This is a genomic window from Actimicrobium sp. CCI2.3, assembly GCF_035019065.1.
In the GTDB taxonomy this organism is placed as follows: domain Bacteria; phylum Pseudomonadota; class Gammaproteobacteria; order Burkholderiales; family Burkholderiaceae_D; genus Actimicrobium.
Map to the genome: position 1 here is coordinate 106,949 of NZ_JASJWR010000001.1, position 21,008 is coordinate 127,956.

Consider the following 21,008-nt stretch of genomic DNA (forward strand, 5'->3'; position numbering starts at 1 on the left):
CGACGCAATGCGATAACGCGGACTGATGGTCTGCACGATTACTTTATTGATTAGAACACCCATGTCCAATGCACTTGTACTCAAAGCCGCCAGCCTGATCCGGGCTGGCGATATCGCTGGCGCCGAGTTTGCGCTGGTGTCGCTGGCCGAAGCAGAGGGTGACCGTGCCCTGGTCGCTGTCCTCGAAGAAATGCCGCCGAAAGATTTGCTGGCCGTGATTCGCGAATTCGATTCATCGCACGAATCCGTAGTCAACCTGGTGGTAACGCCGGAACAGTTTGCGCGCGCGCTGGTGATGGAGCGGCTTTACGGCGACCATACCCACACCCATTTGCGCGGCATGATCAATGCAGTGCTGTTCCGTGAGGGTAGCGACACCGATGAATTTCTCGATGCGATCGGGGACATCGACGGCGGTTGTGAAGCGCTGATTGATTACCTGCAGGATCACGACGAGATGATCGTGCACTTCGCCAACTACGGCACCTTCAATCATCTGCACACCCGCAAGGCGGTCGAAGAAGACGAGGAAGCCGAAGGCCTTGCGCAGGATGTGCATGCCGAAGAAGACGATGTCATCGACAAGTCCGAAGCCAGCGACCATGACTGGAAAGAAGTCACATGGCTGCTGCGCAATTATCATCCGGATATGTTCGAGCAAATCCTGCCACAAATCAAAAAGCGCCTGAAAAAACGTCTGCAAGCCGAAGCCGAACTGGAGCGGATGGAACTCGATCCGACCGCCGTCCCGGCGCGCCGCGAAGCTCCCGCCGTCAGCAACAAGCCAGTGGCCGGACCTGACGAAGAATCAGCGTTGTAAGGCCATGACGACATCCAAGCAAGCGGTCGCACTGGTCGACAAACGGCCTTTTTTTGAAAAGGCATTAACCCACGGCGTGGCCAAGGGCATTCTCGACGTCAGTCGCTGTAATCAAATCATTGCCGATGGTGCCAAGGGAACGGTGCAGGTCGCGACGCATTTCGGTACGCCGCATTTGCAGGCGGAGCTCGACAACGCACGCAAGCGCATCGTCGTACTCGTCAGCCTGTACCTCGAAGACGCCAGTGGTGGCGACCTCGACGCGGCTGCCCGCTCGTTACTCGAGAACAGCTTTCTGTTTCATTCGCGTAGCGGCAACGACATGCTCAAGCGCTTGTACGCGATGCCTGAAACGGCCATGAGCGGGGACATCAAGAGTCAGTCGCTGATTGATTTTCAGAACGAGCGCACCTTGCTCAAACCCTACTCGCTGGCCGCGTACCGCAAGGAACTGAAGCGCCGGCAGGAAGCGGTCGACATCATCGCCGCGGCACGCTGGTTTTGTGACGATCTGCGCGTGCCGCACACGGCGCTCGATTTTCTGGCGGTGGAATCGATCATCCGTACCGCGATCCTGGTGCGTCATGCAGGTCTCGACAAGGCACCGAATCATGCCGAATTCGCCCGGCTGATCGGCGCAATCCGCAACAAGCCACCGGTCGGCGGCAAGCTCAAAATCGCCAAGGCATTGCTCGATGATGTACCTGATCCGCACCATGCAATCGCCGAGACAATCCGGCGCGATATCGAAAAGATCGACGGACCGCTGATCCTCAACACGGGGCATGCGATCGATGTGGTGCTCAATATCATCGTTGAGCGCTATTTCATTCGCGATGCCGATCTCGACGACATCGACAGTTTTGCCGGTTTTGTATCCGAGCAATGGCAGGAGGCGATGAAGGGCAAGGACGATCCCTATTCGCGCCTGACCTTGTTCATGTGCCTGGCCACTGGTGCCAAGCACAAGACCATGGTCACCGATGCCGAAGCACGCACAATGATCCGGCAAGTGCGCAAGGCCGGATTCGACAGTGCAGCGGTCGCGGACTTCGTCAACGCCGCTGCGCCGTTCGAGATCAAGGACAATTTGCTGGCCTTGTGGAACGACGAATTTTTGCCTGAAGCGCGTGAACGGCTGGTCGACGAAACCGACGTCAGCCTGCAGCGGGCGATGATGTTTTTGACAGAAAATCTGAACGTCAAAGCCAAGCCGAAAACAGTAAAATAATTTTTTTATGACGGCAGGAATCGCGGCGGGCGATAATAGCGGCACACAGATTTATCTCAGCCGATCATGAAACCAGTAGTTGCGAGAACGCGTTTACCGCTACTCGCTGCTGCTTACCTCTTTGGAACTACGTACTTTGACTACGACAAGAAGCAAACGCTGGAACGGCAAACTCGACACGCTCTCGACCGAATTCCTCAACGATGTGATGGCCCAGATGGCTGCCTACGGAGACCGGGTGCAATTTGCCCTGACCACGCCAGGCCAGCGACCGAACTATCAGGTATGGAATAGTTCTGACAAGAAAATAGCCTTCGACAGCAACCATCATTTGCTGCATCCGAAAGAAGATGAATTTGAAGGCGTCAACGCGACCGTGATTTATTCGCTCGATAAAATCAAGGACGCCAAAGCCAACATCGGCAAGACCAGCAACGTCAAACGCAGCGTGCGCAACACCGCGGCAACCATCAAGGCCACCGACATGGTTGATGCGGCCAAGTATGCGTACTACAAGGACAATCGCCAGTCACTGCCTGCGGCCATCGGCGACTACTCGGACGAAATTACCACACTGATGCGCAATGGCATGGCAGCCGACGAGGCGTTTGGTGAGGTGGTTAAACGCCACTTCTGATTTGCCGGGTGGTCCGCATCGCGGCGATTGCGCCGTGGGCGGTCGGTGCAATCGCCTTCGGTTATTGCACCAAATGCCCCACAAGCCGTCGTCAACACTGCCACGCCCTGCGCAAAAAATCATTCCGGCTTCCACCATCGCGGCAACAACGCACGTATCGCCGGACGCGGATAGCGGTCGTCGATCAACATCACGATGCCGCGATCCGAGGTCGTGCGGATGACCCGGCCGGCGGCTTGCACGACTTTTTGCAAACCGGGAAACAGGTAGGTGTAGTCGTAGCCACTGCCAAAGCGCTGCTGCATGCGCTGCATGATTTGCTCGTTGACCGGATTCATTTGCGGCAAGCCCAGCGTCGCGATGAATGCACCGATCAGCCGATCGCCCGGCAAGTCGATGCCTTCGCCAAACGAGCCACCCAGCACCGCAAAACCGATACCGCGTCCACCGGGTGCGAAGCGCGCCATGAACTCCTCACGGCTGGTGTCATCCATGCGTCGGGCTTGCTGCCAGATCGGAAGCTCGGGATGCAAGGCGATCAGCCGCGCGGTAACTGCCTGCAGGTAATCAAAACTACTGAAGAAGGTCAGGTAATTACCTGGCAGTTCGCGGTACTGCTGCACCATCAACGCGATGATCGGATCGATGGAGGCGGCACGCTGCAAGAAGCGTGTCGAGATCGTGCTGACCAGACGCACCGTCAACTGGTCCGCCGTGAACGGCGAGGCGACATCGATCCACGCTGTGGTCGCCGGCAGCCCTAGCGTATCGCTATAAAAATGCCAGGGACTGAGGGTCGCCGAGAACAGCGTGGTCGAGCGCGTTGCGGCAAAGCGTGGTGCGAGGAAGGGTGCCGGGATGACGTTGCGCAGGCAGAGCAGAGCGGACTTGTCGGCGCTCTGGCTGAGATCGCACAAGGAGTGGTCGCCATAGGCGTCGGCCATGCGTGCAAAGTGGATCGCGTCAAAATAAAAGCGCTGCAGGTCCACGTCGATGCGCGTCGGATGCTCGCTAAAAAATTCACCGATCTCGGTGTTGCATTGCTGCAGCGCCGTCACGAATTTATCCGGTAGCGCGGGCAAGACCTGATACGGTTCGGCAAAATCCTTGCGCAGCGCAGTCCAGCAACGATTGAGTTTGTCCAGACTTTTGCGCACGCCGGTCGGTGCCACCAAGCGCAGTTGCTTGATGCTGCCGTGATCAAGTTCGGCGCTGTACATCTTGCGGCCACGTTCGATCAGGTTGTGGGCTTCGTCGACCAGTACCGCGACACGCCACTGGTTGGCCAGCGTCATGCTGTAAAGCATCGCGCTACTGTCGAAGTAATAGTTGTAGTCGCCGATGATCAGGTCACTCCAGCGCACCAGGTCTTGCGCCAGGTAATACGGACACACCGCGTGCTCCAGCGCCACCGAGCGCAGCGCCGCACGATCGCCGGACCCGGACTGCACGGCAGCGGCACGCGCTTGCGGCAGACGGTCGTAGAAGCCCTTGGCCAGCGGACAGGAATCGCCATGGCAGGCCTTGTCCGGATGCTCGCACGCCTTGTCGCGTGCGACCAGTTCGAGCACCCGCAGCGGCAGCATCGGCGTGACCTGCTTGAGCAGGGCGACGGCACCCAGCGCGAGGCTGCGCCCGGATGTCTTGGCCGTCAGGAAAAACAGTTTGTCGAGCTGCTGCGCCGGTGCGGCCTTGAGCAACGGGAACAGTGTGCCGATGGTTTTGCCAATCCCGGTCGGTGCTTGCGCCAGCACGCAGCGTGCGCTGGTCGCGCCCTGATAAACCGCCTGGGCCAGTTCGCGCTGGCCAGCTCGAAAGGCCGGATGCGGAAACGCCAGTGCGCCCCATGCCGTGTCACGCGCCAGCCGATGCGCCAGTTCCTGTTGTGCCCACGCCAGAAAGCGCTCGCATTGCTGCACAAAAAACTGTTCGAGCTCCGTCACCGTCATGACCTCGGTCAGCACGGTTTCCTGCTGGTTGCCGATATCGAAATACACCAGTGCCAGCGTCAGTTCCGACCAGCCACGTTCCTGGCACAACAGCCAGCCATAGACGCGTACCTGCGCCCAGTGCAGCGCACGGTGATTGTCCGGCATGCGGGTCAGGTCACCGCGAAAAGTCTTGATTTCTTCGAGCCGGTGCAACGTCGGATCATAGCCATCGGCGCGGCCGCGCACATGCAGCGGTCCAAAATCGCCGCTCAGACTGACTTCGGATTCGTAGTTCTCGGCCCGACGCGAGGCGACCAGCGCATGGCCGGCGATGCCTTCCTGCGCGGTGGGCGAGGGCGTGAAGCGCAGGTCGAGATCACCCTGCTTGGCCGTGAATTCGCATAGCGCGCGCACCGCCACCACATAGCGCGACGTGTCAGTGGTGCTCGCTGTGCTCACGGTTACTGGTTGGGTTTGCGAAAGTCGTTGTCGATCCAGGTGCTGGCAGTAGCCCGCGTCAGCTTGAAGTGCGGTGCAACGCGCACCTGGGCGAGCTGTTCGCCGTAACCGTCGCGTGCGGTGAGCATCGCGTACGGATCATCGTCATCGGGCACGATGTCGAGCGTGACTTCGAATTCGGCGGTGTCGGTGCTGACCATCACGCTCTTGTGCAATTGCGCGTGCAGTTGCTGCTCGTGGCGACGTAATACTTCGGAGGCCGTCTTGACCAGCGTATTGAACGCATTCGTATCGAGCGGCTTCGGGTCTTTTTTGTTGCGGCCCATGGTCCACGGACCGATCAGCGCCGGCTCGACTTCGCCGTCCTTGATCATCGCGACGGCCCAGCCTTCGTCGTCATCGTTCTTCATGACGCGGGCGGTCCAGCCAACGCTGCGCCACAGGCGCGGTTCATTGATGTCGGCATCGGGATCGATGTCGGGGAGGTCTTGCTGGTCTTGCTGTTCAGGAGTGTCGGACATTGCTATCTGGGCGAAGTGGAATCGGGTAAGAATGAAGCCCGCATTTTACCTTGCTGAGAGCTAGCCCGAGTCCGGTGCTTGCACAATCTCACTCGCTCAACCGAGGTCGAGGCGCAGCGACATGATGTGTTCGCCCGCGACCGGCTTGGCAATGAAACCGAGTTTTTGCGTCAGTGTCAGCAGTCCCTTGTTGTCGGACATCGTTTCGCCAATGATGAAATGGGTGCCGCGGCTGCGGCAGTAGTCGATCAGGCGCTGCATCAGCAGACGGCCGAGGCCGCGGCCTTTCATGTCGGAACGTACGATGATGGCGAATTCGGCTTCGTGGTTATCGGCATCGGCCACGGCGCGCGCGACGCCAAGGGTCTCGCGCTGGCCATCGGCACCGATGCGCGTGGCGATGAAGGCCATCTCGCGGTCATAGTCGATTTGCGTCAGCCGCGCGACCTGCGGTTCCTGCAACTGGCGAATGCTCGAGAAGGCGCGATAGCGCACATCGTCGGGATTAAGCTGATTGAAAAAAATCACATGCGCTTCGCCATCCTCGGGCTTGATCGGGCGAATGGTCAGCGCCTCGCCATGCCAGTCGGTGACTTGCTCAAGCGATTGCGGGTAAGGCCGGATTGCGAGCCGTGACGAGCGTTGCGGTATGGCGATGCGCATGCGCGCATCGAGCGCAATGACACCGTGGCCGTCGGCCAGCAGCGGATTGATGTCGAGTTCGACCAGTTCCGGCAGGTCTTCGACCAGACTGGAAATCTGCACCAGCGTGCGGCTGATGGCGTCAATGTCAGCGGGCGGGCGGTTGCGGTAGCCGGCCAGCAGGCGTGCGATGCGCGTGCGCGCAATCATGTCGCCCGCGAGGACCGAGTTCAGCGGCGGCAAACCCACCGCATGGTCATCGACGACTTCGACCGAGATGCCGCCCTGACCGAACAGGATGATCGGCCCGAACACCGGGTCGGTGCTGACGCCAACAATCAATTCATGCGCATGTGGTCGGCGTGCCATCGCCTGCACCGCAAAGCCTTGCAGTTCGGCGTCAGGTTGCAGTTCACACAGGCGCTTGTGCATCGCATTGGCCGCCTGGCGTACCGCGCTGGCATTGTCGAGGTCGAGCGCGACGCCGCCGACATCGGACTTGTGCCAGATCTGCGGCGAGAGAATCTTGATGGCGACCGGGAAACCGATCCGTTGAGCCTGCCGGACCGCCTCATCGATGCTGTCTGCAGTGCTGGTCTCGACCACCGGGATGCCATAGGCGGCCAGCACGGTTTTGGTTTCCGGTTCGGACAATAGCGTGCGACCTTCGGCCAGCGCAGCACGCACCAGCGCCCGGGCGTGCACGCGCTCGCTGGTACCGCTTTCGGGCAGAGCCGGAGGCACCTGCATCAGCAATTGCTGGTTGTGCCGGAAATCGATGATCTGCATGAAGCCGCGTACGGCTTCTTCGGGTGTTTCATAGGTGGCGATGCCGGCTGCCGAACAGAGCTGGCGGGCTTCGAGGACGGCCGCGCCGCCCAGCCAGCAGGTCAGCACATTGCGTGACGACTGCTTCACCAGCGGCACCAGCGCACGGGCGACATCGGCGCTGGCCACCAGTGCGCCGGGTGCATGGATGAACAGGATGGCATCGGAATTGGCGTCTTCGAGCAAACCGGCCAGCGCAGCGCGATAGCGTTCGACCGGTGCGTCGCCACCGAGATCGACCGGATTCGAGCCTGACCACGCCGTCGGCAATACCGGCTTGAGCCGCGTGATGGTGGTCGCAGTCAGCACGGCCAGCGTACCCTGTCGACGCACCAGCGCATCGTTGGCCATGATGCCGGGACCACCGCCATTGGTCAGAATCGTCAGGCGCTCGCCATGCAGGGACTTGGCACGTGCCAGGGTCTCGACCGCACCGAACAAGGCCTCGGTCGAGTCCACCCGCAGCATCCCGGCGCGGCGGATGGCGGCGTCATAAATACTGTCCGGACTGATCAGTACGCCGGTGTGGGACGCGGCGTGACGCACGCCATCACCGGAGCGGCCAGCTTTGATCACGAGAATGGGTTTGCCACGTGCGGCACTGCGGGCGGCTGACATGAATTTGCGCGCCAGTCGGACATCTTCCAGAAACAGCAGGATAGCGTGCGTGGCCGGATCGCCGGCGAGGAAGTCGAGCAGGTCGCCAAAATCGACGTCGGCACCTTCGCCGAGCGAAATGAACTTCGAGAAACCGAGGCCGCGCGTGGTGGCCCAATCCAGCACGCCATTCATCAGTCCGCCGGATTGCGACACGAACGCCAGTTTGCCGGGCAAAGCCGGGCCGTACGAAAAACTGGCGTTGAGGCCAATGGCCGGTACCAGCAAGCCGGCGCTGATACCGCCCAGTATGCGCAGCAGGTGCGGTCTGGCGGCCAGCAGCATCGCCTCGCGCTGCGCGCGGGTGACGGCCGACATCACGATCACGGCCTTGCAGCCGCGCTCGCCGAGTGCGGCGATGAGTCCGGGCAGTGTGTCTGGCGGTGTGCAGATGATGGCCAGGTCGGGCACCACGGGCAGGCTGGCGACATCGTGCCAGACCACCATGCCGTTGAGGATAGGATGCTTGGGATTGACTGGCAGAATCCGGCCGGCGAAACCGCCGGTCACCAGATTGTGCAAGACCGCTGCGCCGATACTGCCGGGACGGTTGGTGGCACCGATCAGCGCCACGCACGTCGGGTTGAACAGGGCTTGCAAATTACGGATGCTCATCGATCACTTTCGGCGCAAAGAAGGAATAGTCTGATGATTGCATGGATGTCAGAGTAAAACCTTATTACACTGCGCAGTCTCGTCGGACCTTCGACGTCTCTTATTGCGATATCTCATCCGGAAACACGTCATGCTCATCATTACTATCAAACAAGGCAAGGAAAAAAGCCTGCTCGAAGAACGCCAGCCGTGGGTGTATGCCTCGGCAGTCGAACGGGTCGACGGCCGCCCGCAAGAAAAAATGACTGCCGGTATTACCGCGCTGGTGCATTCGTCGTCTGGCCAGTTCATTGCCCGCGCTGCCTACAATTCCAAATCACAGATTCGCGCCCGGATCTGGAGCTTCGATGCCAACGAACCGGTTGACCATGCATTGATCAAGCGCCGCGTCAAAGTCGCCGTTGCCAAGCGCAGCGGTGCCACGACCAAACCCGTCGTCCTGGTGAGTGGTGACGAGGATGGCTTGTCGGGCTTGCTGGTCGAATGGTACGGCGGCACTAAGGGCTATCTGGTGTGCGAATTTCAGGCCGCCGGGGTCGATGCCTGGAAAGTGGCGATCGTGCAAAGCCTGATGGCCGAGACGGGTTGCAAGAATGTGTACGAGCGGGCTGATGCGTTATTGCGCAAGGGCGAGGGTCTGGCCGTGTTGTCCGGCGTGCTGGCCGGCGACGAACCGCCGGACGCCATCGAGCTGACTGAAAAAGGCGTGAAATTTTTTATCGACATCAAGACTGGCCGCAAGGACAAGTTTCGTTGATACGGATGTGAGGAGGCTGATCGCTTCATCATGAAGCTCCGATCGGCATCTCACGTAGGGTGCAATAACCGAAGGGCATTGCACAGCGCTCGCTAATCCGGTACCACAACATTGTCCTCAAACCTGCCCGCCCAATCCGCCGGATAAACGTCTTCCTTGACCAACCGGTGAAACGTTGAATACGGCCAGACACCGACACGCGCAACGAGCCCATGCTTGGGTGGATTGATGTGCACGTAATTCATGTGTGCACGATAATCGTCCTCGTCCCGTATCCAATGCTCCCGATAGCGGCGTTACCAGACACCCCGTTCGCCACGCTTCATGCGCGACACGTTACGTGGCTCGTGCGCCGGAATCCCTTTTGAGAAATGCATCTTGATCAGTCGCCAGCGCACTGCGAAGTCCCACTCCCCCTCGGGTAGTTCGAGGATGCAATGAAGATGCTCGGGCAAGACCACCCACGCGTGAATCACAAAAGGGAAACGGTGTCGGACCTCGCGAACAACTTGACGGAGCAGGGCGATATGCCGCAACAGCAGATCGTTGCCGTCGCGCTGGAGGCACCGTCATCCACGTTCAAGGTTTTTCGAGGATGTCGTAGTAGCTGAGCGACTCGCAGTTCAAATCAACCGCGCACGCATTCGGCGTCAGTTTCGGATCGAATTATCTGCAAATCAGCTTGTCCGAGAAGCAAAGAAAACCCAGATGCGACAACAATTCAAACGTGTTGGCTGGCGGCTTCTCCAGTGACGGATCTGTCAGGCAAATCAATGATGAACAAGCATCCTTGACCGACCGTACTTTCGACAGTAAGTAATCCGCCATTTGCTTCGACACTGCGCCGCGCAATTGAGAGCCCGAGTCCCAGGCCACTCCTGTTCGATCCACCCTGTGTGAACGGCAAGAACATGTCCTGTACGGCTTGTTCGCTCAGTCCTGGCCCGTTGTCTTTAACTTTAATTCGCACGCGGTCCACCTCAACGTTGGCGCTGAGTGTAACGACACCGCCGTTACCACTAAATTTGAACGCGTTTTGCAGCAGATTGCCCAGTGCTGAAAAGAGCAAGTCCTTATCAGCATCCACCGACAACAGAGGAGAAATCGGTTCAACGTGAAAACCACACTTCAACAGGTCAGCTTCAAGCGAAGCAGAATATTTTATTTCTTTAATAAAATTTGCGAGACTGAAAACCGAGCGATGTAACGTCATGCCGGGACCAATACGGACCTCAGCAAGCGACCGGTCGATCTGCCTTCGAAGGCCGACCAGACTACGATCGAGTGCGCTTCCGGTAGGACCGACCAGGCCAACATTGCCTGTCTTGATGGCTGCCAGCGCGAGCATTGCTGTGTTCAAGTGATTGCGTAGTTCATGGGCGAGAAAGCCCAGACGCTCGTTCGTCTCCAAAGCTTGTCTATCGGCGATCACCAGGTCACGATCTTCGCTAAATGCCGCCACGGCACCTGCTATGCCGTTATCCAGGCAGCGATTGAGCGTCCGGAATTCGTGGACCGTAAATATCTGGTCGAGGTCAATTGACAGGTCAGACACAGCCTGACAGAGGTCACCATAATCATGGACCACCTCATCGATCGAGTATCCCATGGTCAAAAGATCGGCTCCGTGGATAGCCGCCGATGCCGCCATGTCCGAATCGCCGGAGGGATCACCCGACGAGGGGCCTGAGAGAGCACGGGATTCGGACTCTGCTCCTCGGTTTTCCGCTTGCAGCGTACGAATCAGCTGATCCAGGAACATGGGAATACCTTGTTCCAGTTGCTGCGTGTTCGGCGATCTACCGGGGCGGCTTGAAACTTTCTCGCGGCATCGCCGCTCAAGCTCGGCCCGATGTGTCATTAAGAATTCATGCATCATAATTTTTCTTGCAAGTGGGCCAGTCCAGGTAATTGAAGGCATCTTACGCGAAGGAACACGAATTGACTCGGTAAATGGGTTGACGCCAGGCGGCGCTCAGTATCGTATTAATTATTGTTTTGGTCCTGATTTCTAATTAAGAAAGTACGGGTCTAATCTTTTATCGTCGCGCTACATGAAACGCTCAGACCACTGAATTGCGACGACGTACCGCAAAACCGGAAAGCCGCACCCGGACCATTTTTGCTCGCCGTCAGTGCCAACTGACGGCGCCGCTGACGGCTGGCGGACTATCGCAATGAACTAAGTATTGGGGCACGTGGCGGCAGCACGTACCCATCGCTCAAGGTGCCCAGGAAGGCGACGATATCCTGAATCTCACCTTGGTTGAGTAGCGGTCCGGCTGACTTTGGCCGGTCGAATGGTGCACGGTCATTCACGATATTGGTTTGGTAGGCGACCGGCAGGTCATTGGGTATGCCAGTAGATCCGTACCAGCGCTTCGGGTCACTGTTGCGGGTGGAATAAAAAGCCACTACGTCGTGCAAATCCTTGAAGAAGCCGTTGTGCATGAACGCCTGCCGGTTGGCCACATTGCGCAGCGAGACCATGCGGAATGTGCCGCAGAACTTTTCGATACTGATATTGCCGGGGACATTGGCACCGAGCGCCGGTCGGGTCCGTTTCGGACCGCACAGCCCGAGGTCATAAAACCCCGGGTTGGCATTGTCAGGAATGAGCTTGTTGCGCGGAATCCCGGTAGCGTAGTAGGCAAAATCCGTGAAGAGCGAATCCTCGGGCTTGCCAGAAGTCGGCTTCATCAGATGGCAGGACGCACAATTGGCCCGCTTGGTATCCATGAACAATTGCATGCCGCGTTCTTCGTTCGCTGCCAGCTTAGTCTTTCCCTGCACAACCATGTCGTACTTGGATGAAAACGGCTGGAGCGCGGAGGTCGCTTCAAATGCGGCGATAGCAACGCCCATGTTTTGAAAGGCCAGATCCGGCTTGTCGAAGATTTTGGAACCGAATTCCTCACGCATCAAATTGGCATACCCCGACTTCGCTACCTTCTTCACGACGGCCACGGCATTCGGGTTGTTCATCTCGGCACTTGCCAGAAAAGGCCCGAGCGCCTGCAATGCCATGGTATCGGCACGACCATCCCAAAAATGCCCTCCCACCGCATCCGTATCGCCATCGACGACCCGAAAATGAAACGGTGGTACGAATGATTGATAGGCCTGAGACATGGCATTGCGCAATCCGACTGCGCCAGGGCGACTACCGAGAGCGACGCCAATAAGCGAACCGTGATTATTGGCAAAACCGGTCTGAGCAGTGTGGCAGCTCACGCAAGCAGTGCCGGCAGGTTCGGACAGGTTGCGATCAGAGACTAGCTGTTGCCCCAAAGTCTGCAGTCTGGTCAGCAGTAATGGCTTGGGAGATGGCGCTGGCGGCGGAGGCACCGTCTGAGCAATCGCCATCGCTGACCATGTCAGGCACATTGCCGCGCAACAGGCGGTCACCAGTTGGGCCACGTCGCGTCTGGCCGATCGTTGTTTGGATACCAGGGTTTTCATGAACGGGCCTCCCAGCCAGATTATCCGAGCGCAACGCGCCAAATTACATCAACCGCTGGTAGCCAACATCTCATTTAAATTTCCTCAAGGTAATAAAAGTTATAATGAAAAACTGTTACTCAATGACAGCTATCATGGGTTGCGCAGGGTCTCTGGGCAGAGGCTGTGCTGTTGGCGGACTTGACTTTTGCGTAAAAAACAAATCTTACGAGTAGAATAAAATTACTCCAGGTTAATAGCGTATCGGCAGGCGCTGGAATTTTCCGCGCGGTTTGCCCGCTAACTATTTGGTGCAACTTTGTCGATGTAAGATGCAGCCCACTAGTATTGAGCCCAAGTTAATTGCACACAATGCATTGAGCCGATGCATGCGCCAAAGTGGCAAGGAATACATTGAACCGACCTTTCGTCTACGACATTACCGACAGCTTGCACACCAGTGCACACTCGCGGGTTTATCGTGCGCGACAGGGTCGGGGTGCCGATGCACGGCCGGTCATAGTCAAGATATTGAACAAGACGGCCGTGTCGTTTCAGGAGGCCACCAGGTACAAGCGTGAATTCACCATCGCCGCCCGCTGCCCGCATCCCGGTATCGCGCAGCCACTGGCGTTGCGTTTCGATGCGGGCTACTGGACCATGCTGCAGCAGGATGGCAACGGCGATTCGCTTGACAAGCTCATTGATGGCGGCCACAAGCCAACACTGGATGTATTTTTCGAGATCGCGTTGCAGCTCTGCGCGGTCCTGGCGGTGGTCCACGGCAAAGGCATTATTCACAAGGATGTCAATCCGTCCAATCTGGTCTGGAATCCGCAGCGTCGCGTGCTGCAGCTCATTGACTTCGGCATTGCCAGCGAACTGGAGCAGGAAATCCCGCAGGTCAACCATCCTGCTGCGCTCGAAGGAACCCTGCGCTACATGGCACCGGAACAGACCGGACGCATGAATCGGGTGGTCGATTACCGCGCCGATTATTACAGCATGGGCGCGACTTTTTATGAATTGCTCAGCGGACAGCCGCCGTTTCCCGGCGCGGATGCGATGGAGCTGGTGCACAGTCATCTCGCCGTCACGCCTGACTGGTCGCTGCCCGCGCTGGCGGCATTGCCGGGACCGCTACTGGCAATCGTACAGCGCCTGATGGAAAAAAATGCCGAACAGCGTTATCAGGGTTTGCCCGGACTGGTCAGAGACCTGGCGCTGTGCCGCAGCCTGGCGCAGTTGCCCAGGCCGATCCAGGCAACACCGTTCGAGCTGACGGACACCACCAGCCATTTCCTGATTCCGCAAACACTGATCGGCCGCGAGCACGATGTGGCGACCTTGCTGTCGGCGTTCGCCAAAGCCAGTACCGGCCCGGCCGGGATGCTGCTGGTAGGGGGCTATTCCGGCGTGGGCAAGTCGGTGCTGATTCATGAGGTGCACAAGCCGATCGTGGCGCAGCGCGGGTTTTTTATCTCCGGCAAATGCGACCAGTTCCGCCGCGACGTACCCTATGCCGCGCTGGTGCAGGCATTGCAGGAATTAATCCGGCAGTTGTTGTGCGAACCGGAACGCCAGGTGCGGCAATGGGCCAGCGCGTTGCGCGAGGCACTGGGCACACAGATCGGCGTGCTTGTTGCGCTGATCCCTGATCTGGCGCTCATCGTGGGTGTCACCGAGGCGGTGACTGCATTGCCACCGGTCGAAGCCCAGCACCGGCTGAACCGGTTGTTTCGCCGCTTCGTCGACGTCTTTTCGTCGGCCAGCCACCCGATGGTTATTTTTCTCGATGACCTGCAATGGGTCGACACGCCAACGCTGGCATTGATCGAGACAGTGATGGCGACGCCACAGGATCGGTACCTGCTCTGCATTGGTGCCTATCGGGACCACGAAGTGGACGCCGACCATCGGCTCACTGCGCTGCGCGAGCGTCTGCAACAGGCCGGCTTTCCGATCGAGGTCATGCTGCTGGCACCGCTCGACGAGACGCAGGTCGGCCAACTGGTTGCCGAGACCTTGCATGTCACGCCCGCTGACGCTGCCGCACTGACTGGCCTGTGTTTTAAAAAAACCCGTGGCAATCCGTTTTTCCTGAACCAGTTCCTGCACACCATCCATGAGGCCGGGCAGCTGGTTTATCACCACGCATCGACGAGCTGGCGCTGGGATCTGGAGGCGATTGCCAACACCGATTACACCGATAACGTGATCGACCTGATGCTTGAAAAAATCCGCCGCTTGCCGTCGCCCGCACGCCGTTTGCTGGAACTGGCATCCTGCATCGGTAACCGCTTTGACCTCGATACGCTGGCTGCGGTCAGTGGTCAACACGGCTGGCAAACGCAGCGGGATTTATGGCCGGCACTGCAGGCCGGGCTGGTGCATCCGCTCGGTGAGCAGTACAAATATATTGGCTCTGACATGCAGGGCGCGACACAGGTGCGCTATCGCTTCCTGCATGACCGGGTCCAGCAAGCCGCTTATGCCAGCACCGATATGGCAGCGCGCCAGGCCAGTCACTTGCAGATCGGGCGGGAACTGCTGCGTCACGCCACCGATGCTGATCCCGATGCCCAGTTATTTGCCATCGTCGACCAGTTCAATGCCGGACGTGACGGCATGACCGACGCCGCCGAATTGCTCCACCTCGCCCAATTGAATTACCGCGCCGGCGTCAAGGCGCGCGGTGCGGCGGCGTTCGAGGCAGCGGCGCGCCACATGCACATCGGGATCGCGCTGTTGCCCGACCACGCATGGCAAACGCACACCGCGCTGATGCTCGACCTGCAACTGGGTGCCGCCGAGACCGCGTGTCTGTGCAATCAGTTTGCACAGGCCGAGGCGATCTATCCGCTGGTGCGGGCCCACAGTACCGATGCACTGCAAGCCATTCGCTGCATCGGGCAGCAAGCCAGCCAGTATCAGTTGCAGGGTCGTTTGCCCGAAGCGATCCACATCTTGCGTGATGCACTGGGTTTACTGGGAATGACGGTCAGCGACGACAGTCGCGTGCTCAAGGCCGGCATTGCGGACATGGTTGCCGACCTTGCGCAACACTACGGCGATTGCGATATCGACGCCTTGCTGGAGGCCGCGCCGATGCAGGACCCGTTCGCGCGCGCGACGATGCAAATGATGCAGCGCTTGTGGCAAGCCAGCTATTACGCCGGTCAGCAAGACCTGAGCATGACGATGGTGGTGTCGATGACGCGCCTGTCGCTGCAGCAGGGCAATAGCGAATTCACGCCGGTTGCCTATGTCGCCTATGCTTTTTTCCTTTCCGGGACGTATCACGACCGGCGCAGTTACCGCTTCGGTGCGATGGCGCTGGAGCTGGCCAACCGTGGCGAGAACATGCAGGCGCGCGTACTGACCGGCCTGATGTTTGGCGCGATGATCAGCCACTGGACGCAACCCTTGAGCAGTTCGATCGCGCTGTACGATGACGCCTTGCGCGATGCCCGCGACAGCGGCGACTTTGTCAATGTCGGTGTGGTCGCGGCAGTGCGGGCCACTGACCGGCTCATTCTTGGTCACTATCTGCCGGACCTGCTGCAAGCCACCACGCGTGACCTCGGGATCATGCGCAGTAACGGTCAGCAAGACATGGTCGATTGCACGATCGCCGGTGCGCTGCAGCCAGCCCGTTGCCTGATGGGTCTGACCCGCAGCACAGACAGTTACGATGACGACGATTTCAGCGAGGCCGGTTTTCTGGCGCGTTACGGCAGTTCGCGCTTGTATCTCGCCTATTTTTATCAGGGCAAAATCCGTAACGCCTACCTGTTCGACAGTGCCGACGCCGAACAGCAGGCCCATCAGCGCGATCTGGTGGTACAGATACTTCGCGGCCAGGCCAAGGTGCCGGAAACGACGTTGTATGCGGCACTGATCTGGCTGCGCCAACTGCAACGGCAACCGCAGCGTGCCGATGCCGACGCATTGCTCGAACGCGTGACGGCACTCATGGCGCTGCTGGCCAGTTGGGCGCAACTGAATCCTGCCAACCACGCCGCCGGCAACTGGCTGGTGCAAGCGGAGCTGGCGCGCACTCACAACGACATGCCGCTGGCACTGGGCTTTTACCAGCAAGCGATCGATGCGGCGCATGACAGCGGCTATCTTCATGTCGAAGCGCTGGCCAATGAATTGTGCGGCCAGTTCTGGCTGGCGCATTGCCAGCCGCGTGTTGCCGCCACGTTCCTGCAAGAAGCGCTGGGCTTGTACCGGCGCTGGGGTGCCGACGGCAAGGTGGCGCAACTTGCCGCGCTACATGGCAGTCTGGTCAATGCGGGTAGCGGCACCGTTGCGCCACATTTCGTCGCGGCGACCAACACGACTGGCGCATCCGGCAATGCGGCGCTCGACCTCGCATCGATCATCAAGGCATCGCAGGCCCTGTCCGATGAAATCGGCTTGCGCAACGTGCTGCAGCACCTCATTGCCATCGTGCGCGAAAATTCCGGTGCGCAGGTGGCGCGACTGCTGCTGCTCGATGCCGCTGTCTGGCGTGTCGAAGCCGAGATGGATGACAGCCGCCTCACCGTACTGGAGTCGCGTGTGGTGTCGCTCGAGAGCGCCGCCGACGTGCAATTCCCGCTGTCGCTGCTGCGATTTGTGGTGCGCACCGGCGAGGTCATCATCGAGGACAACCTGAGTTTGTCGCCCCATTTTTCAGGCGATCCGTATGTGCAACGACAGCAGCCGCGGTCGGTGCTGTGCCTGCCAATCCGGCAGGGCGGACAGGTGGCCTGCCTGCTGTATCTTGAAAATAACCTGACCGACTCATCGTTCACCGCCGAGCGTGCCGAGTTCCTGCGCACGCTAGGCGGACAGGCAATGATTTCAATTGCCCATGCGCGGATGGTGGACAGTCTGGAATTGCGCGTGGCCGAACGCACGGCGCAGCTGGAAGACGCCAATGGCAAGCTGGCCACGCTCTCAGCCACCGATGGCCTCACGGGACTGGCGAACCGGCGCCGGTTCGATGAAGTCCTGTCCAGCGAATGGGGCCGCGCCGGTCGCACTGGCTTTCCGCTGGCCGTGCTGATGATTGATGTCGACCACTTCAAAAAATTCAATGACTGTTACGGGCATCAGGCCGGTGACGACTGTCTGCGTCGCATCGCCGCCGTCCTGCAGGGCGGCACGCGCCGCAGCGCTGACCTGGCAGCACGGTATGGTGGCGAAGAGTTTTCTATCGTGCTGGCCAACACCGATAACCACGACGCTTTGCAATTGGCCGAGGCGGTCCGGCTGCTCATCGAACAGCTCGCGATGCCGCATGCGCAATCGCCGCTGGGCAAAGTCACCATCAGTATTGGCGTGGCGATCCATCATGCCGGCAATCCGGGCACCATGGCCAACCTGTTGCGCGCGTCCGATGACGCGCTGTATCTGGCCAAGGGAGCCGGACGCAATCGCGTTCATCTGTCCGCCAGCTAACGTCAACGCCGGGATATTGTGTGCAGCTACACTGATAGCTAACATGAATTAATGCCAAGCGGACTATTACTCGCTGGTATAGAGTTACTACTCGAATGATTTATTGCTGCAACTCCATTGACACCGCCGTTGCGTTTAACGACCGGCATCGCGTCCAGACACCGACACCGATGCCGATGTGCAGTTTCCTCATCTCCCCGGACATATCACCATGACTTCGTTGACTATCAATGGACGTGCTCACACCGTCACCGTACCGCAAGACACACCCCTGCTCTGGACCCTGCGCGATGAACTGGGCCTGACCGGCACCAAGTTCGGCTGCGGCATGGGCCTGTGCGGTTCCTGCACCATTCATCTTGATGGCGTTGCCATCCGTTCCTGCATCACGCCGATTTCTGCCGCTGTCGGCAAACAGATCACGACCATCGAGCAGGTCGAAAACGACAAGCTGGGCGCGGCGTTGCAGGTCGCCTGGGTCGAGGCCGGCGTACCGCAATGCGGTTATTGCCAGGGCGGACAAATCATGTCGGCCATCGCTTTGCTCAAGCGCACGCCCAAGCCTTCCGACAGCGACATCGATGACGCCATGAGCGGCAACCTGTGCCGTTGTGGTACCTACACCCGTATTCGCGCAGCCATCAAGACGGTTGCCGCACAAGGAGTAAAAGCATGACGAACAACGACATCACGCTCGGTACACCGAGCGATCCATCGCGCCGCCGCCTGTTAAAAACAGTCGGTGCGACCGGTTTCCTGATCGCCGTGACCCAGTCCGGCAATCTGTTTGCACAAACCGCGACACCACCCCCTGCAAAAAAATATGGCGGTGCTGGCATGCCGGGCGGTCTGGTCGACAACCCGCTGGTGTTTGTCTCGATCGCTGCCGATGGCATGGTGTCGGTGATCTGTCACCGTTCTGAAATGGGGCAGGGCGTACGCTCCAGTTTTCCGCTGGTGGTGGCCGAAGAACTCGAAGCCGACCTCAAGCAAGTCAAGGTCGTCCAGGCACAGGGCAACCAGACGCTGTACGGCAATCAGAATACCGACGGTTCGCGCAGCCTGCGTCAGTCGCTGGCCCCGTTGCGCCGGGTCGGTGCCGCCGCGCGGATGATGCTCGAAGCGGCTGCTGCCGCCGAATGGAAAGTACCTGTCAGTGAAGTACAGGCCCGCAATCATGAACTGGTGCACGTTCCGACCGGTCGCAAGATCGGTTTCGGCCAGGTCGCTGTGGCGGCAGCGGCGCTACCAATTCCGGCAACCGAAACACTGGTACTCAAAAAGCCGGCGCAATTTCGCTACATCGGTAAAAACAATGCCAAGCTCATCGACGGTGCCGACATCGTTCATGGTCGCGCCAGGTTCGGTATCGATGTCCGGCTCGACGGCATGGTCTACGCGGTCGTGGCGCGTCCGCCTGTGCTGGGCGGCAAAGTCGTCAGCTTCGACCCGGCCAAGGCGCTGACCCTGCCGGGCGTGCTGCGGGTGGTTGAAATCAAGGCCACGCCGGGTCCGGTCGGCTTCAATCCGCTGGGTGGCGTGGCGGTGATCGCGACCAATACCTGGGCGGCGATGAAAGGCCGTGAAGCGCTGGTAATCGTATGGGAAGACGGTCCGAACGCGAGCTACAACTCGGCCGAATTCCGCAAGACGATGGAAGTCGTGGCGCGTGCACCGGCCAAGGCAGTGCGCGATGAAGGCAAGACGATGGAGGTACTGGCCGCATCGAAGAAGACCGTCAGCGCCGAATACTATCTGCCGCATCTGGCCCACGCGACCATGGAGCCACCGGTCGCCACCGCGCACTTCGTCGACGGCAAATGCGAAATCTGGGCACCGGTGCAGGCACCGCAAGCCACTGCCGAAATCGTCGCCAAGCACCTCGGCATCAAGCCCGAGCAAGTCACAGTCAATATCACCTTGCTCGGTGGCGGTTTCGGTCGCAAATCCAAACCCGACTTTGCCGCCGAAGCAGCGCTGTTATCGAAGGCCATGGATGGCAAGCCAGTCAAGGTGCAATGGACCCGCGACGATGATATCCGCCACGATTATTTGCATACCGTCTCGGTAGAACATTTCGAGGCAGCCGTCGATGCCGCCGGCAAGCCGACCGCCTGGCTGCATCGCTCGGCCGCACCGACTATCCGTTCGACCTTCGTGCCGGGCGCGATGGGTTTGGGCATTGGTGAAATGGGACAAACCGCGATCAATATTCCGTACGCCATTCCGAACATCCGCATCGAGACGCCGGAAGTGCCCGCCCACGCACGGATTGGCTGGTTCCGTTCGGTCTACAACATTCCGCATGCGTTTGGCGTGCAATCGTTTATTGCCGAACTCGCCGCTGCTGCCAAGCGCGACCCGAAAGACTACTTGCTCGAACTGATCGGCCCGGCCCGCAAACTCAATCCGACGGCCATGGGCGACACCAGCAACTACGGCGAATCACCGGAAATTTATCCGATCGATACCGGCCGCATGCGCGGCGTGGTCGAACTGGCTGCCGCCAAGGCTCGCTGGGGTCGCAAGCTGCCCAAGGGTCACGGGCTCGGCATTGCGATGGCCTACTCGTTCATGAGTTACACCGCGACCGTGATCGAAGTAGCCGTCGACGACAAGGGTGTGATGGAAGTGGTGGGCGTTGACATGGCGATCGATTGCGGACCGCAAGTCAATCCGGAGCGGATTCGTTCGCAGGTCGAAGGCGCGTTGATCATGGGTCTGACGCTGGCCATCAAGGGACAGATTACCTTCAAGGAGGGTCGTGTCGAGCAATCGAACTTCCATGACTTCGAGCTGTTGCGGCAAAACGAAGTACCACGTGAAATCCGCGTGCATACTGTGGCACCGAACTACGCGGTGGCCCCCGGTGGTGTCGGCGAGCCACCGTTGCCACCGGTCGCGCCCGCGCTGTGTAATGCGATTTTTGCGGCGACCGGCAAGCGTATTCGCCAATTGCCGATTCGTGATCAATTGACCGCAACGTAATTTTTTTGTCTCCACCCTCACTGTAAG

12 protein-coding genes and 1 pseudogene are annotated in these 21,008 nt (G+C 59.3%); 7 read left to right on the plus strand and 6 right to left on the minus strand.

Annotation, left to right across the window (positions count from 1 at the left end; all coding sequences use genetic code 11):
* The first annotated feature begins 61 nt into the window (after nt 1-61).
* The 3 genes from QN370_RS00480 to QN370_RS00490 all read left to right on the plus strand — a co-directional run bounded on the left by QN370_RS00480 (nt 62) and on the right by QN370_RS00490 (nt 2,688).
* A complete protein-coding gene (locus tag QN370_RS00480; protein WP_322127505.1) occupies nt 62-820 on the plus strand; it encodes a hypothetical protein in 759 nt (252 codons plus the stop codon).
* A gap of 4 nt (nt 821-824) precedes the next feature.
* On the plus strand, nt 825-2,051 hold the full coding sequence (locus QN370_RS00485; protein WP_322127504.1) for a hypothetical protein: 1,227 nt from the start codon (nt 825-827) through the stop codon (nt 2,049-2,051).
* 136 nt (nt 2,052-2,187) lie between these two features.
* The gene (locus QN370_RS00490; RefSeq protein ID WP_322127503.1) at nt 2,188-2,688 is read left to right on the plus strand and encodes a hypothetical protein; all 501 of its coding nucleotides are present in this window, start codon (nt 2,188-2,190) and stop codon (nt 2,686-2,688) included.
* Between the two features lie 119 nt (nt 2,689-2,807).
* Here QN370_RS00490 and QN370_RS00495 read toward each other — a convergent pair whose 3' ends face one another.
* From QN370_RS00495 to QN370_RS00505, 3 genes are all read right to left on the minus strand, one after another.
* Nucleotides 2,808-5,078: an ATP-dependent DNA helicase gene (locus QN370_RS00495; protein ID WP_322127502.1), complete on the minus strand. Its 2,271-nt coding sequence runs from the start codon at nt 5,076-5,078 to the stop codon at nt 2,808-2,810.
* Nucleotides 5,079-5,080: 2 nt separating this feature from the next.
* Entirely contained in the window at nt 5,081-5,599 is a 519-nt protein-coding gene (locus tag QN370_RS00500; protein ID WP_322127501.1) for a hypothetical protein, read from the minus strand.
* A gap of 96 nt (nt 5,600-5,695) precedes the next feature.
* On the minus strand, nt 5,696-8,341 hold the full coding sequence (locus QN370_RS00505) for a bifunctional acetate--CoA ligase family protein/GNAT family N-acetyltransferase (protein WP_322127500.1): 2,646 nt from the start codon (nt 8,339-8,341) through the stop codon (nt 5,696-5,698).
* Between the two features lie 130 nt (nt 8,342-8,471).
* Here QN370_RS00505 and QN370_RS00510 point away from each other — a divergent pair, with 130 nt between their 5' ends.
* Nucleotides 8,472-9,098: an SAM-dependent methyltransferase gene (locus tag QN370_RS00510; RefSeq protein ID WP_322127499.1), complete on the plus strand. Its 627-nt coding sequence runs from the start codon at nt 8,472-8,474 to the stop codon at nt 9,096-9,098.
* 296 nt (nt 9,099-9,394) lie between these two features.
* Here the strand turns inward: QN370_RS00510 and QN370_RS20670 are convergent.
* The 3 genes and pseudogenes from QN370_RS20670 to QN370_RS00520 all read right to left on the minus strand — a co-directional run.
* Nucleotides 9,395-9,649, minus strand: a pseudogene (locus QN370_RS20670) (REP-associated tyrosine transposase); the annotation flags it as partial.
* Between the two features lie 170 nt (nt 9,650-9,819).
* Entirely contained in the window at nt 9,820-10,977 is a 1,158-nt protein-coding gene (locus QN370_RS00515) for a HAMP domain-containing sensor histidine kinase (protein WP_322127498.1), read from the minus strand.
* Between the two features lie 290 nt (nt 10,978-11,267).
* On the minus strand, nt 11,268-12,560 hold the full coding sequence (locus tag QN370_RS00520) for a cytochrome-c peroxidase (RefSeq protein ID WP_322127497.1): 1,293 nt from the start codon (nt 12,558-12,560) through the stop codon (nt 11,268-11,270).
* 393 nt (nt 12,561-12,953) lie between these two features.
* Between QN370_RS00520 and QN370_RS00525 the strand changes: the two genes are divergently transcribed.
* The 3 genes from QN370_RS00525 to QN370_RS00535 all read left to right on the plus strand — a co-directional run bounded on the left by QN370_RS00525 (nt 12,954) and on the right by QN370_RS00535 (nt 20,981).
* Nucleotides 12,954-17,993: a diguanylate cyclase gene (locus QN370_RS00525; protein ID WP_322127496.1), complete on the plus strand. Its 5,040-nt coding sequence runs from the start codon at nt 12,954-12,956 to the stop codon at nt 17,991-17,993.
* Between the two features lie 211 nt (nt 17,994-18,204).
* On the plus strand, nt 18,205-18,669 hold the full coding sequence (locus tag QN370_RS00530; protein ID WP_322127495.1) for a (2Fe-2S)-binding protein: 465 nt from the start codon (nt 18,205-18,207) through the stop codon (nt 18,667-18,669).
* Nucleotides 18,666-20,981 (plus strand): xanthine dehydrogenase family protein molybdopterin-binding subunit, encoded by a 2,316-nt coding sequence (locus QN370_RS00535; RefSeq protein WP_322127494.1) that lies wholly within the window; start codon nt 18,666-18,668, stop codon nt 20,979-20,981. The genes QN370_RS00530 and QN370_RS00535 overlap by 4 nt, the downstream gene beginning before the upstream one ends.
* Nucleotides 20,982-21,008: the final 27 nt, after the last annotated feature.